Source organism: Streptomyces sp. NPDC127129 (assembly GCF_042671585.1).
Lineage (GTDB): Bacteria > Actinomycetota > Actinomycetes > Streptomycetales > Streptomycetaceae > Streptomyces.
The window spans coordinates 174,925-188,572 of sequence record NZ_JBHXTV010000017.1 but is presented as its reverse complement, the minus strand read 5'-3'; the positions used below and the strand labels follow the sequence as shown (position 1 = coordinate 188,572).

The 13,648-nt window shown below is 72.3% G+C and carries 11 protein-coding genes; 5 read left to right on the top strand and 6 right to left on the bottom strand.

Annotation, left to right across the window (positions count from 1 at the left end; translation table 11 throughout):
- From ACFVGW_RS29470 to ACFVGW_RS29460, 3 genes are all read right to left on the bottom strand, one after another.
- Positions 1-875 (bottom strand): amino acid ABC transporter permease (locus tag ACFVGW_RS29470; protein ID WP_385854084.1); only part of this gene is annotated, 875 nt, incomplete at its 3' end.
- A gap of 30 nt (positions 876-905) precedes the next feature.
- Positions 906-1,856 carry an ABC transporter substrate-binding protein gene (locus tag ACFVGW_RS29465; protein WP_385854083.1) on the bottom strand — a complete coding sequence of 317 codons (951 nt, stop codon included), beginning with the start codon at positions 1,854-1,856 and terminating at the stop codon, positions 906-908.
- 110 nt (positions 1,857-1,966) lie between these two features.
- A complete protein-coding gene (locus ACFVGW_RS29460) occupies positions 1,967-3,466 on the bottom strand; it encodes an aminotransferase class I/II-fold pyridoxal phosphate-dependent enzyme (RefSeq protein WP_385854082.1) in 1,500 nt (499 codons plus the stop codon).
- A gap of 72 nt (positions 3,467-3,538) precedes the next feature.
- On the opposite strand from ACFVGW_RS29460, the gene ACFVGW_RS29455 reads away from it, so the two are divergent.
- Positions 3,539-4,456: a LysR family transcriptional regulator gene (locus tag ACFVGW_RS29455; RefSeq protein ID WP_385854081.1), complete on the top strand. Its 918-nt coding sequence runs from the start codon at positions 3,539-3,541 to the stop codon at positions 4,454-4,456.
- Positions 4,457-4,538: 82 nt separating this feature from the next.
- On the top strand, positions 4,539-5,747 hold the full coding sequence (locus ACFVGW_RS29450) for an amidohydrolase (protein WP_385854080.1): 1,209 nt from the start codon (positions 4,539-4,541) through the stop codon (positions 5,745-5,747).
- A 78-nt stretch (positions 5,748-5,825) separates the two neighbouring features.
- On the opposite strand, the gene ACFVGW_RS29445 is transcribed toward ACFVGW_RS29450, so the two are convergent.
- From ACFVGW_RS29445 to ACFVGW_RS29435, 3 genes are all read right to left on the bottom strand, one after another.
- The gene (locus tag ACFVGW_RS29445) at positions 5,826-7,865 is read right to left on the bottom strand and encodes a S9 family peptidase (protein ID WP_385854079.1); all 2,040 of its coding nucleotides are present in this window, start codon (positions 7,863-7,865) and stop codon (positions 5,826-5,828) included.
- Positions 7,838-9,622, bottom strand: a complete 1,785-nt coding sequence (locus ACFVGW_RS29440; RefSeq protein ID WP_385854078.1) for an N-acetylglutaminylglutamine amidotransferase — start codon at positions 9,620-9,622, stop codon at positions 7,838-7,840. Before ACFVGW_RS29440 ends, ACFVGW_RS29445 begins: the two co-directional genes overlap by 28 nt.
- A 225-nt stretch (positions 9,623-9,847) precedes the next feature.
- A complete protein-coding gene (locus ACFVGW_RS29435; protein ID WP_385854077.1) occupies positions 9,848-11,026 on the bottom strand; it encodes a glutamate--cysteine ligase in 1,179 nt (392 codons plus the stop codon).
- Positions 11,027-11,611: 585 nt separating this feature from the next.
- On the opposite strand from ACFVGW_RS29435, the gene dhaK reads away from it, so the two are divergent.
- The 3 genes from dhaK to ACFVGW_RS29420 are packed head-to-tail and all read left to right on the top strand — an operon-like array spanning position 11,612 to position 13,635.
- On the top strand, positions 11,612-12,604 hold the full coding sequence (gene dhaK, locus ACFVGW_RS29430) for a dihydroxyacetone kinase subunit DhaK (protein ID WP_383295373.1): 993 nt from the start codon (positions 11,612-11,614) through the stop codon (positions 12,602-12,604).
- Positions 12,605-12,610: 6 nt separating this feature from the next.
- Positions 12,611-13,225 (top strand): dihydroxyacetone kinase subunit DhaL, encoded by a 615-nt coding sequence (gene dhaL, locus ACFVGW_RS29425; RefSeq protein ID WP_385854076.1) that lies wholly within the window; start codon positions 12,611-12,613, stop codon positions 13,223-13,225.
- Positions 13,222-13,635, top strand: coding sequence for a PTS-dependent dihydroxyacetone kinase phosphotransferase subunit DhaM (locus ACFVGW_RS29420; RefSeq protein ID WP_385854075.1), 414 nt, complete (start codon positions 13,222-13,224; stop codon positions 13,633-13,635). Before dhaL ends, ACFVGW_RS29420 begins: the two co-directional genes overlap by 4 nt.
- The last annotated feature ends 13 nt before the right edge of the window (positions 13,636-13,648 follow it).

The window sequence follows — 13,648 nt, the reverse complement described above, 5'->3', positions numbered from 1 at the left end:
GGCGGCAGGGACCGCAGAGACCCGCGGGAGAAGTGCCGCTCCAGGTAGTACTGGCCCACGCTGAACACGCTGGTCAGCGCCAGGTACCAGATGGACGCCACGAAGAGCATCTCCATGACGGCGAACGACGTCGAGGCGATGTCCTGCGCGGCGCGCAGCAGATCCGGGTACTGGACGGCCACGACCAGCGACGAGGTCTTCAGCATGTTGATGAACTCGTTGCCCGTCGGCGGGATGATCACCCGCATCGACTGCGGGAGCACCACGCGCCGCATCGTCTTCCCCTGGCTCATGCCCAGGGCCTGCGAGGCCTCGGTCTGGCCCTCGTCGACCGACTGGATGCCCGCGCGGACGATCTCCGCCATGTACGCGCCCTCGTTCAGGCCGAGACCCAGCAGGGCGGCCAGGAAGGGGGTCATGACGTCGGTCATCTCGTCCCGGTAGAACCCGATGTCGAAGACCGGGAAGATCAGGGCGAGGTTGAACCAGATCAGCAGCTGGACGTAGACCGGAGTGCCACGGAAGATCCAGATGTAGAGCCAGGCGACCGAGCTGGTCACCGGGTTCTTCGAGAGCCGCATCACGGCGAAGACGATGCCGAGGACGAGGCCCAGTGCCATGGAGGCAACGCTGATGAGCACCGTGTTGCCCAGGCCGCTCAGCACGGACGTGTCGAACAGTTTCTCCGCCACGGTGGCCCAGCGGACGTTGCCCTGGGCGAACGCCTGGCCCAGGAGGACCAGCAGGGCGACCACGACGGCGCCGGCGACCCAGCGTCCGTAGTGGCGGACCGGTATGGCCTTGACGGCCACCGGCCGGACTCCGGCGGGGGCGGGTGACGTCCCGGCCGGAATCTTGTCGATCTTGTCAGTCACAGCGACTGCCCTTCAGTGATACGCGAGAGGTCAGGAGCCGCCGTTGATCTCGGCCGAGGTGACGGCCCCCGAGCCCGCACCCCACTTGTCCAGCGCCTTCTTGTACGAACCGTCGTTGATGATCGCGTCCAGCGCTTCCTTCAGCGCGTCGCGCAGTGCGGTGTTCTTCTTGTCCACCGCGATACCGAAGGGGCCGGCCTCGATCTGGTCGCCGACGACCTCGAAGGCCTTTCCTCCGTCGGCCTTGCGCGCCAGGTCGACGGCCACCGGGAAGTCGTTCACGCCGGCGACGGCGCCACCCGCCTTCACCCGGGTCTGGGCCTCGGCGTCGGTCGGGAAGGACTCGATCCTGATGGCCGGCTTCCCCTCCGCCTCACAGTCCTTCGACTGCGTCTTGACGACGGTCTCGAACGTGGTGCCCCGCTGAACGGCGGCCGTCTGCCCGCAGAGGTCGGCGATGGAGGTGATGTGGCGGGGGTTGCCCTTCTGGACGTAGACGACGGAGCCCGCGGTGAAGTAGTCCACGAAGTCCACGCCGTTGCCGGTCTTCTGGCCCTTGCCGTCCAGACCCTCCTGCCGCGCCTTGGTGTCGCTCATCGACGACATGACGATGTCCTGGCGCCCGGAGTTGAGGGAGGTGATGAGGCTGTCGAACGTACCGCTGGTGAAGACGAATCTCACTCCGAGCTGTCTGCCGAGGGCGTCGGCGATGTCGGGGTCGACACCGACGATCTTTCCGTTCTCGATGAACTCCATCGGCGCGTAGGCGGCGTCCGTACCGACCTTGATGACACCGGCGTCCTGGTACTTCTTCGGAAGCCTGTCGAACAGGGGAGCGTCGCTCGGGGCTCCACCGGCCTGGCTGCCGCCGGAGCTTGTGCCGGTGCCGGTCTGGTCGCCGCAGGCGCCCAGCAGCAGCGTGGCTGTCGTCGCGGCTACGGCGGCGGCGATCGTCGGACGGATCGGAATGCGTGCGGCCATGGTCGTGCTCTCTCTCGGGGACGGTGCGGGTTCGGGACGGTGCGGGTTCGGGACGGTGGGGTGTGCGGGGGTGGTGAGGTATGCGGGGGGGGCGGGTCGCAGCCGGCGGGTCAGTCGACGACGCGCAGCCGGGTGACACCCAGGTCGAGCGCCCCGCGGACGTGGCCGTTCGGTGCGGTCGCGGTGCGCTGGAGGAAGCGGACGACCTCGGCGGTGATGACCTCGCCCGGCAGGACGTTGGGGATCCCGGGCGGGTACGCGGCCAGCGTGTCCGCGGAGATCCGTCCGACGGCCTGCTCCGCGGGCAGCACCCGGGTCGGGCTCAGGAACGCCTCGCGCGCCGTGAGCTTGGCGGGACCGGGGGCCGGGAGCTGCAGTACCGCCGCCGGGTCGGCGGCGGATCCGGTGAGCGGGGAAGGCAGGGTGTGCAGGGCCTCCAGGAAGCGGTCGGTGTCGGGAGCGAATCCCGCGCCGATCACGGCGACGATCGCCGCGTCGGTCGCCACCTCGACCATGACCTGGTGGTCCCGGAAGAGCAGCCGCCGGGCCTCGTGCCCCGTGATCCCGCCGGCTCGCGTGTCGAGGGCGATCCGCAGCGGGTCGGTGCCGACGATGTCGGGGAAGGCGGCGAACCCGTCACTCACGACCCGGAAGCGGCCCAGCGCGCGTACGACGCCCCGTACCTTGTCGGCGGCCTCGACCGACGCCGCCGTCGCGTCGGCGTCGGTGACCAGGCTCCTGCGCGCCAGATCCAGGGAAGCGGTCAGCAGGGCGCTCGCGCTGGTGGACTGCACCAGCCGGAACGCCCGGTCCACCAGCGCTTCGAGCCGGTCCGCGAAGGGACCTTCCGCCACGTGGAGCATCGCGGACTGCGTCAGGCTGCCCCCGAGCTTGTGCGTACTGGACGTCACCAGATCCGCGCCCAGGGAGAGCGCGCCCGCGGGAAGGGCGGGGTGGAAGCCGAAGTGGGATCCCCATGCTTCGTCGACGATCAGCGGGACGCCCGCCGCGTGGGCGGTGTCGGCGATGGCGCGCACATCGGCCACGGCGCCGAAGTAGCTCGGGGAGACGATGTACACGGCGGCCGCGTCGGGCGTCCGCCGGAGCGCCGCCGCGACGTCCTCGGCGGTCACGCCGTGGGCGATGCCCTGCTCGGGGTCGACGGAGGGCTGGACGAAGACCGCGTCCATGCCCGAGAGCACCAGCCCGTCGATCACGCTGGAGTGCACACTGCGCTGGACGACGAGTGTGCGCCCCAGGGAGGGGGCGACCATGGAGGCGATCTGGTTGCCCTGCGAGGCTCCGTTGGTCAGGAACCAGGTGCGCCGTGCGCCCCATGCCTCGGCGGCCAGGGCAAGCGCCCTGTCGAGCGGGGTGTCCGCGCCGAGGTCGATGCCGTCGAGCAGCGGGGGGAAGTCCAGGGACGTGATCCGCGAGCCGAAGAACCCGGCGAGGTCCGATCCGGGGGCCGCGGCATGTCCGGGGACGTTCAGCCTCAGCCAGTCCCGTGCCGCGTGGGCGAGCACGGCCTCGGCGAAGGGGGCGGACAGCTGGCCGGAGCCGGGATCGGTGGGGATCGGGGAGCGGAGATCGGTCGTTCGCGTGTTCACCCCGGGAGCGTGACACCGCCCTAGTCATTGAGGAATGGTGGACTTTTCGTGAACCCTCCATAGGATTTCTATATGCTCGACGTGAGACATCTCCAGGTACTCCGCTCCATCGCCCAGGAGGGCTCGCTGGCCGCCGCCGGGCGGGCGCTGCACTACAGTCAGCCGACGATCACCCACCATCTGGCGTCCCTGGAAGCGCACTTCAACGCCCAGCTCGTCCGGCGCGGGCCGCGCGGCGCCGCCCTCACCGAGCTCGGCGAAGCCCTGCTGCCGCACGCCGAAGCCGTTCTCGAACGCCTTCGCCACGCCGAGCTGGAGGTGCGCAACCTTGCCGAGCGGGGCATGCGCACGATCCATATCGGCACCTTTCCCACGGCCGGAGCCCTGCTCTTGGCGCCGGCGGTCAAGCGCCTCCACCAGCAGGGCGTCCACATCTCGCTCACCGAGGGCGAACTGCCCCTGCTCCTGAAGGCGTTGCGCGCCGGGGAGCTCCAGGCGGCTCTCGTCTTCTCCCAGCCGGGCGACCGCCTCAACCTGGAGGAGGACGTCGAGGTCCACCCGCTCCTGTCCGACCCGCTGCTCCTGGTCATGCCGGAGGACCATCCGTGCGCGGGGCTGGACCGGGTGCCCCTCGGCGACCTGCGCGACACCGCGTGGGTGGGTGCGGCCGACCCCCACGACCCGTGCGATCGCGTGCTGGCGTGGGCGTGCGGTCAGGAGGACTTCGAGCCGCTGCACGCGATGCGTACGGACGACTACGCGGTGGTCCAGGGCCTCGTGGCCGCCGGGACGGGAGTGGCGCTCATCCCCCGGCTCGCCCTCGGATCTCCGCGCCCCGACCTCGTCGTACGGCCTCTGGCCGGACCGGTCCTCGCCCGGGAGATCAGCGTCGCCGTACCGCGCTCGGCCTCGAACAGGGCCGCCCAGGAGCTGATCTCGGCGCTGCGGGAGCAGGCCACGCTGATCGAGGGCCGCTGGGCGGCAGCCTGAACGCCGGCTCTCGGTGTGCGACCGCTCCGGCCGTGGAACACGTGGGGTGTCGCAGCGAGCGACCGAGCCGAGGAGGGTGCACGTGTCACAGAGCCTGGAGTCCCTGCACGCCCGCGTCCGGCAGGAGGTGGCCGCCCGGTCGGACCGGCTGTGGGACGTGAGCCTGGCGCTGCACCGTGAACCGGAGACCGCGTACGAAGAGCACCGGGCGGCCGGTCTGCTGGCCGGCGAACTGGAACGGGAGGGCTTCGAGGTGGAGCGCGGGGTGGCCGGTCTGCCGACCGCGTTCACGGCCCGGACGGGGTCGGCGGACGGCACCCGGGACGGGCCCTGTGCGGCCCTGCTCATGGAGTACGACGCGCTGCCTCTGCTCGGGCACGCCTGCGGCCACAATCTGATCGCGTCGGCGGGCCTCGGTGCGGCGCTCGCCGTGCGGGCCGCCTTCGGAGGTGAGGTGGAGGGGACGCTGCTGGCGGTGGGTACACCCGCGGAGGAGCGCGGCGGCGGCAAGGTCGCACAGGTGGCGGCGGGTCTGTTCGAGGGCGTGGACGCGGCGCTCATGTTCCATCCGGGTGTCCACGACTGGGCGTGGGCGCCGCTGACGGCCAGCGCGCAGGTGCGGGTGGGGTTCCACGGCCGCGCCGCGCACCCGACCGGCAGCCCCACGGAGGGGATCGACGCGCTGGGGGCGCTGATCCAGCTCTTCAACACGCTCGGCGTGCTGAGCAGGCGGCTTCCCCCGGGGTCGCACGTCCACGGCATCGTGACGGACGGCGGGCGGGCCACGAACATCGTCCCCGATTACGCGGAGGGGCTGTTCGGGTTGCGCGGGGGAACCACGTCCGCGCTGGAGGAACTGGTGGAGGAGTTGCGCTCCTGCGCGCAGGGCGTGGCGCTGGCCACCCGTACCAGGGTGGAGGTGAGCGACGTGGGAGGGCGGTACGAGCACTTCCGCGACAACGAAGTGCTGTCGGGCCTGTTCGCCGGCCATCTCGACCGGGCCGGCATCCGGTTGTCGGAACCGGCGCCGGGCGTGTACCTGGGGTCGTCCGACTTCGGGAACGTCAGCACGCGGGTGCCCGGGATCCATCCGTGGATCGCCGTCCTGGGTGCGGACGGATCCGCCCACACGCCCGAGTTCGCGGAGGCGGCGGCGGGGCCGAGGGCGCGGAAGGTGATGCTGGCCGCGGCGGAGGCGCTCGCGTGCACGGCGGTCGACGTCCTGCTCCGTCCCGACGTACGGGGGCGGGCCTGGGCGTCCCTGAGGGCGAAGGCCGCCTCGGGACAGTGACGGTGACGGCCGCGGACACCGACCCCCGCACCGGCACCGGCACCGGCACCGGCACGTGCCGTACGGCGTCGGCGCGGCTCAGCCCAGCAGCCACCGCTGCATCCAGTCCGCGGCGGCGCGGCGGAACAGCCGCCGGTTGCCGGCGCGCCGGAAGTCGTGGCCCTCGTCGCGCAGCAGGAGCAGTTCCGCCACGAGCCCCCGCGCCCGCGCGGCGCCGACGATCTGCTCGGACTCCCCGGGCGGGACGTTCGTGTCGTGTTCCCCGTGCACCGCGAGCAGCGGAACGCGCAGCTCGTCGACGCGGCTCATGGGCGACAGCGCGCGCAGCAGGTCGCGGTCCCGTTCGGGGTGGCCGTACTTGTGGGCGGCGGATTCGGCGAGCCACGGTTCGGTTCCGGCGAAGAACGTGGCGAAGTCCGACATCCCGCACACCGTGATGCCCGTACGGAAGAGCGCGGGGTGCCACACGAGCGAGGCGAGCGTGAGGTAGCCGCCGTACGAGTGCCCCATCACGGCGAGCCGGCAGGGATCGGCGAGGCCGGACGCGACCGCGTGGGTCGCGCAGTCGGCGACGTCGTCGATCGCGGCGAACCGGCCTTCGCCCAGGTCGGCGTCGACGAAGGAGCGGCCCCAGCCGGAGGAGCCGCGGACGTCGGGGGCGAAGACGTCCATGCCCCGGCCGAGCAGCTCCTGGTACAGCGGGTCGAAGACGGGGCGTTCCTGCTCCTCCGGACCGCCGTGGAGATGCAGGACGCACGGTGCGGGCTCACCGGGGCCCCGGCCCGGAGCCCTGTGGTACCAGCCGCCCAGGAGCAGCCCGTCGCGCGCCGTGGCACGCAGGGGTACGGGCCGTACGGGCGGGAGCCCCTGGGGTACGGAGTCGGTGTCGCTCGCCGACCACGGCGTCCGGGCGGGCGGCGCCGATGCCGGAACGGACCACACTCCGGGGCGGCGCAGGGAGCCGGAGAGCGCGACCACCATGCCCTGCGGCCCGGCGGGCGTGACCCGGGTGACCACCTCGTGCGCGAGCGTCACCTCGCGCGCCGCGGGCGGCTCGGTCCGCCCGCCCGTCAGAGGAAGGGTCTCGAGGACGCTCGTCCCTCCGTCGTTCCAGGCCAGGGCCGCTCGCCGGTCGCTCTCCACCAGGGTGAGCAGTTCGAGGTCGCACGCGTCGCGTGCGGTCACCACCGTGAGGTCCTTCCGCTCGTCGGCGCCGTCGAGGTGGATCGCGAGCAGCGCGGCGAACTCCCGGTCGTGGTTGCTGCGCAGCCACACCGTGCGGGCGTCGGACGAGAAGCGCCCGATCCACGGATCACCGTCGGCCACCGGCAGTGTGCACGTCGGGGTCTGGTCCGCCGAGCGGACGACGACGGCTTCGCGTCGCCCACGGGGCCCGCGGCGCAGCAGGGCCAGGCGCCCGTCCTGGCTGATGTCGCACACGCGCAGGGTCGCGGCCTCGGTCTCGTCGGCGAGAAGGTGCGGCGTGGACGTCCCCGCGGGATCGACGAGGTACGCCGTGAGCCGGTCGCGGACGGGCGCCGGTGTCCGGCCGTCCGACGCGACGGGGGGTGGGCCGTCGAGGAGCGTGGCGTGCCCGTCGCGTTCCGTCCAGCCGGCGGGGCGGTCCGTGTCGGCGGCGAGGGGACCCGGGCTCTCCCCCACCGGCTCGGCGACCGTGACAGCGAGGGCCGTGCCGTCAGGCGTCCAGCACCCCAGATAGGCCGAACTCCCCGGCTGCGCGCCCGCCAGGACCCTGCGGCCGGAGCCGTCGGGGCGGACGCAGAGCACGCGCGTGTGGCCGCTTCCGCCGGGGGACACGGTGTACGCGATCCATCTGCCGTCGGGTGACCAGGAGACCTCCGTGACGTGGTCCGGGCTGGTGTCCAGCAGGTGTACGTCGTCACTCCCGACGGGCCCGGCCCAGAGCTGTGGCGCGCCCTCGCGGTCGCAGATGAACGCCACGTTCTCGCCCTGCGGGTCGGCGGACGGATACCAGCAGCCGTGGGCCACCCACGGTCGCGGGGCGTCCCGCGGACCGGGCGCGTCGGCCAGCGGCTCCGCCACGGGAGCCGTCGACGCGGGGTCAGAGGTCAGTTGATTCCGTGCGTCTGCAGCCATGTCTCCAACAGCGCCACTTGCCACAGGGCGTTCGCCCCTCGGTTCGTGCGGTGGTCGTCGGGTGCCGCCAGCAGTGAGGCGACGTATTCCTCGCGGAAGAGCCCGCGCGCCCGGGCCTCGGGAGCGGACAGGGTTTCCCGTACGCGTTCGAGGACGGGACCCGCCATGTGACGGATCGCCGGCACCGGGAAGTAGCCCTTGGGCCGGTCGACGACGTTGCGTGGTAGGACCGTGCGGCCGGCCTGCTTGAGTACGCCCTTGCCGCCTTCGGCGAGTTTCAGCTCCGGCGGGCAGGCGGCCGCCAGCTCGACCAGTTCGTGGTCCAGGAACGGCACTCGTGCCTCCAGGCCCCAGTCCATCGTCATGTTGTCGACCCGCTTGACCGGGTCGTCCACCAGCATGACGTGGGTGTCGAGCCGCAGCGCCGCGTCCAGTGCGGTCTCGGCGCCGGGCGCGGCCATGTGCGTGTGGATGAACTCGGCGGACGTGTCGTGGCCGGGCAGCATGTGCGGCTGCAGGATCCCGGCGAGGTCGGCGTGCGGGCGGTCGACGTAGACCTCTTGGTAGCGCTGGGGCTCCTGCGCCCGCTCGGCGTCCGCGAGGGCCGGGTACCAGTGGTAGCCGGCGAAGACCTCGTCGGCCCCCTGCCCGCTCTGTACGACGCTGATCTCCTTGGAGACCAGCTCCGACAGCAGGTGGAAGGCGACGACGTCGTGGCTCACCATCGGTTCGCTCATGGCGGCGATCGCACCGCCCAGGGCGGTGGAGACCCGGTCGGAGGGAACCATCAGCTGGTGGTGCTCGGTGTCGAAGTGCCGCGAGACCTGGTCGGAGTAGGCGAATTCGTCACCGTCCTCGCCCGCCTCCGACTCGAAGCCGACGCTGAACGTCGCCAGGTCCTTCTGTCCGTCCTCGGCCAGCAGGGCCACGATGAGGCTGGAGTCGAGGCCGCCCGAGAGCAGGACACCGACCGGCACGTCGGCCACCGTCCGCCGGCGGACGGCCGTGCGGAGGGCGTCGAGTACGGCGTCCCTCCAGTCGTCCGGCCCCATCCCGGCGAACTCGTCGCGGCGCGTGTAGGAGGGTTGCCAGTAGCGGTGGTCGCGGTGCGTCCCGTCCCGTTCCACGACGCGGACGGTTGCCGGCGGGAGCTTGCGTACTCCGGAGAGCACGGTGCGTGGCGCGGCGACCGTCGCGTGCCAGCTCATGTACTGGTGCACGGCGACAGGGTCGAGCGAGGTGTCCACCCCGCCGCCCGCGAGGAGGGCCGGGAGCGTCGAGGCGAAGCGCAGGCGGCCGGGCAGTTCGGCCAGGTACAGGGGCTTGATGCCCAGCCGGTCACGTGCGAGCACGAGCCGGCCCGTTTCGTGCTCCACCAGCGCCACGGCGAACATGCCGACGAGGTGGCTGACGAAGTCGGTGCCCCACTGGCGGTACGCCTTGATCACCACTTCGGTGTCGGAGGTGGTGACGAAGTGGTGTCCGAGCCGCCGCAGTTCCTCGCGGAGTTGCCGGTAGTTGTAGATGCAGCCGTTGAAGACACAGGTCATCAGCGCTTCGCTGTCCGTCATCGGCTGCGCCCCGCGCTCCGACAGGTCGATGATCTTCAGGCGCCGATGTCCCAGGGCGACGGCCCCCTGCGACCAGACGCCCCGGCCGTCCGGGCCGCGGGCCGCCATCCGGTCGGTCATGCGCTCGACCGCCGCCAGATCGGGCCACCCCCCGTCGAAACGGATCTCACCGCTCAAGCCGCACATGCGCCACCTCCCCGACGGGCGGGCACATGCGCGAGCCTCGAAGACGCTTGAGGCGGCGGGACGGTGGGGACGACACGTGTCCGCATGAGTCCTGTTCTCTCCAGACGTTGATCGACTTCGGCATGGGTTGTTCTCTCCTCGATGTGCCGCTCGACGGAGGGTCGGCGGCTCGCGGCAAGCGGCATCGACGGCCGACGTGCCGCGTGGGTCGGTGGCGCCGGTGAGTCACCTCCAGAAGACCCTGGCCGGCATGCCCCCCGCTCGGGAGCGGGCCGCCACGCGTCGCGGGCCCGGCCGCCTGCGACGGCTCCAGTCCTCGCCGCGGGTCTCGGCCAGGAACAGGTCCACGGCCGCGAGCAGGTCGTCGTCGGCCGCCGCCCGGCGAAGGCGGTGGGCGGCGCTGCCGCGGGCCAGGGCCTCCTCCACCAGGCGGTGAGCGGCTTCCCAGTCCCCGTACGCCTCCAGGGTCGGGCGCAGTCGGCGCAGCATGGCGCGTACGACGACGGGAGCCGGCGCCGGCCGGCGTGTGACGGGGTCGATCAGATCGCCTTCGAGGCCGGAGCGGGCGGCCCGCCACGTCGCCGTGCGCAGCCATTCGTGCCGGTCGCCGCAGACGGCGTCCCCGGCGGCCTCGGCGTGTGCGCAGGCGTCGGTGACCAGTGCCCGGAACAGGGCCGCGACCAGCACGACCGTCTCGACGCGCGGGCAGGAGTCGCAGATCCGCAGTTCGAGCGTCTGCAGATGCGCGGAGGGGCGGACGTCGTAGTAGATCATCCCGGGGTCGCTGATGACGCCGGAGTCGACCAGCTCGCTCACGGCGGCGTCGTACTCCGCGGCGCCGGTGAAGCATCCGGCCGGTCCGGACGTGGGCCAGCGCTGCCAGAGCATGGTGCGCCAACTCGCGTAGCCCGTGTCGGTCCCGAGCCAGTAGGGAGAGCTCGCGGAGAGGGCCAGAAGAGGCGGGAGCCACGGGCTCAGGGCGCAGAGGGCCCGTACGGCGGTGTCTCTGTCGGGGACGTCGACATGCACCTGGGCGCCGCAGATCAGCTGCTCGTCGGCCACCCGGCGGTATTCGTCCGCCATCGCCAGGTAGCGCGGGTCGTCGGTCGGGTGTACGGCTCCGAGTCGTGCGATGGGGGCCGCGCCCGCCGCCATGATCGCCAGCCCCTGGGAGGCGGCGGCCGCGTTCAGCCGCCGTCGCGAGGCGGACAGGTCCGCGTGGAGCTCGTCGAGAACCGCGTGCACCCCGCTGTTCGACTCGACGACCGACTGGTGCAGCTCCTGCGTGAAGTCACCCCTGTGCCGGGACAACCGTCCGAGGACAGGGGCGGCCCGAGGTGTCAGTGCGCCGCTCTCGACATCGATCACATGGAACTCTTCTTCGACACCCATCCGGACGACCACTGCGCCTCCTGTGCGAGATCGACGATCGTCGGGCCGGTTGATCGCCCTGACCGGCGGCCCTGCCCGGGCCTGCCAGTGCGACTGCCCCGTCGGGGCCGACCTAAGCACAACTCGCTCATCTGTCACACTGACCGCTCAATTGAGCACGGGCGGCGAGGGAACCGGGCATGCCGGGAGGGCGGCGCCCTACGGAAGCTTGGCCGGCATCACGGCTCTGGCGATCGTCGAACTGCGGTCCGAACGGACGCGGAACAGCTCGACCGAAAGCGCCGCCCGCCGGGGGACCAGGCCCACCCGACGAGGTAGAGGATCGGCCCGCACGCTCTTCCTTCCCTCCGGACACACTGCGTTCGCCGTGGCGTTCACGGGGGGCCGTCGCACCCCAGCCTACCCTTGGCAGGTGCTGCCCGCGCCGTAGCGCGGTGCCGGCGGCGCCCGGCGAGCGGCCCCGCCGCCCGGGGCCGCACCCGGCGGAAACGTCCGTCCGGCCGGGCCCGAGGGTGGAGTTGACGAGTCGAGCGTGTGGGCGCGACCGGAACGGAGCAGGCTCAGCGGATCGGCCGTCCATCTCTTCAGGAGGTACCCATGCGGATGCTGATCAACGTTCCGGAGACCGTCGTCGCCGATGCGCTGCGCGGGATGGCCGCCGCGCATCCCGAACTCACCGTCGACGTCGAGAACCGCGTCGTCCTGCGGCGTGACGCGCCCGTCGCCGGGAAGGTGGGGCTGGTGTCCGGCGGCGGGTCCGGGCACGAACCCCTGCACGGGGGCTTCGTCGGGCCCGGGATGCTGGCGGCCGCCTGCCCCGGAGAGGTGTTCACCTCGCCCGTCCCCGACCAGATGGTGCGTGCCGCCGCCGCGGTCGACAGCGGGGCCGGGGTGCTGTTCGTCGTCAAGAACTACACCGGTGACGTACTCAACTTCGAGATGGCCGCCGAACTCGCCGAGGACGAGGGCATCCAGATCGCGAAGGTGCTCGTCGACGACGACGTGGCGGTGACGGACAGTCTGTACACCGCCGGCCGGCGCGGGACGGGGGCGACCCTCTTCGTGGAGAAGATCGCCGGGGCCGCCGCCGAGGAGGGTGCGCCGCTGGAGCGGGTGGAGGCGGTCGCGCGCCGGGTGAACGAGCGGTCGCGGAGTTTCGGCGTGGCGCTGAGCGCCTGCACCACGCCCGCCAAGGGCAGCCCCACCTTCGAACTACCCGCAGGTGAGCTTGAGTTGGGTATCGGCATCCATGGGGAACCGGGACGGGAGCGACGGCCCATGATGACCTCGGGCGAGATCGCGGACGTCGCCGTCGACGCCGTGCTCGAGGATCTGCGGCCGTCCGGTCCCGTCCTGGCCCTCGTGAACGGGATGGGCGCCACGCCGCTGCTCGAACTGTACGGATTCAACGCCGAGGTGCAGCGCGTGCTGGCCGAGCGCGGGGTGCCCGTCGCCCGCACGCTGGTCGGCAACTACGTGACCTCGCTCGACATGGCCGGCTGCTCGGTGACGCTCTGCCAGGCCGACGAGGAGCTGCTCCGGTTCTGGGACGCGCCCGTGCAGACGCCGGCGCTGCGCTGGGGCCGGTGAGCGGGGATGACCGAGGTGGACGAGTTCGACGCCGCGTTCTTCCGTCGCTGGCTGACCAGGGCCGCGGCGGTCGTCGACCGTGAGGCGGAGCATCTCACCGAGCTCGACTCGGCGATCGGCGACGCGGACCACGGCGCCAATCTGAAGCGGGGGTTCGCCGCCGTGACGGACGCCCTGGAGAAGGATCCGCCCGAGACTCCGGGGGCCGTACTCGTAGCCGCGGGGCGGCAGTTGATCTCCACGGTCGGGGGTGCGTCGGGTCCGCTGTACGGGACGCTGCTGCGACGGACCGGCAAGGCGCTCGGGGAGGGCGCTTCGGTGACGCGGGAGGAGCTGGCCACGGCCCTGGCCGCCGGTGTCGCCGCCGTCGCGCAGCTCGGCGGTGCCCAGGTCGGGGACAAGACCATGCTGGACGCGCTCACTCCCGCGGCCGAGGCGCTCGGCGGCTCCTTCGCCGCGGCCCGGGACGCGGCCGGGCGCGGCGCGCTCGCGACCGTACCACTCCAGGCGCGCAAGGGCAGGGCGAGCTATCTGGGCGAACGCTCCATCGGGCATCAGGATCCCGGGGCCACCTCGTCGGCCCTGCTGATCGCCGCCCTCGCGGAGGTGGCCGCCGCATGACCGGCCGGCAGGGCACGGTGGGCATCGTGCTCGTCTCGCACAGCGCGGCCGTGGCCGACTCCGTCGCCGCCCTGGCCCAGGGGCTCGCGGGCGGCGGTGCGACCGCTCCCGTCGCCGCCGCCGGAGGCACTCCGGACGGGGGTCTCGGCACGAGTTCCGAGCGGATCGCCGAGGCGGCGAAGGCGGTCGACGGGGGCGCCGGAGTGGCCCTCCTCGTCGACCTCGGCAGCGCCGTCCTGACCGTCAAGGCGCTGCTCGCCGAGGAAGACGAGCTGCCCGAGGGCTCACGGCTCGTGGACGCCCCCTTCGTCGAGGGTGCCGTCGCCGCGCTCGTCACGGCGAGCGCCGGAGGGGACCTGGACGCGGTGGTGGCGGCGGCCTCTGAGGCGTACACGTACCGGAAGGAGTGAGACGGGGGCGCGG

Excerpts from the sequence above, each read along its gene's own strand:
- ACFVGW_RS29440 (WP_385854078.1), bottom strand. The coding sequence starts at position 9,622 with ATGTGCGGCTTGAGCGGTGAGATCCGTTTCGACGGGGGGTGGCCCGAT.
- dhaL (WP_385854076.1), top strand. The coding sequence starts at position 12,611 with ATGACCGAGGTGGACGAGTTCGACGCCGCGTTCTTCCGTCGCTGGCTG.
- ACFVGW_RS29465 (WP_385854083.1), bottom strand. The coding sequence starts at position 1,856 with ATGGCCGCACGCATTCCGATCCGTCCGACGATCGCCGCCGCCGTAGCC.
- dhaK (WP_383295373.1), top strand. The coding sequence starts at position 11,612 with ATGCGGATGCTGATCAACGTTCCGGAGACCGTCGTCGCCGATGCGCTG.
- ACFVGW_RS29455 (WP_385854081.1), top strand. The coding sequence starts at position 3,539 with ATGCTCGACGTGAGACATCTCCAGGTACTCCGCTCCATCGCCCAGGAG.
- ACFVGW_RS29445 (WP_385854079.1), bottom strand. The coding sequence starts at position 7,865 with ATGGCTGCAGACGCACGGAATCAACTGACCTCTGACCCCGCGTCGACG.
- ACFVGW_RS29420 (WP_385854075.1), top strand. The coding sequence starts at position 13,222 with ATGACCGGCCGGCAGGGCACGGTGGGCATCGTGCTCGTCTCGCACAGC.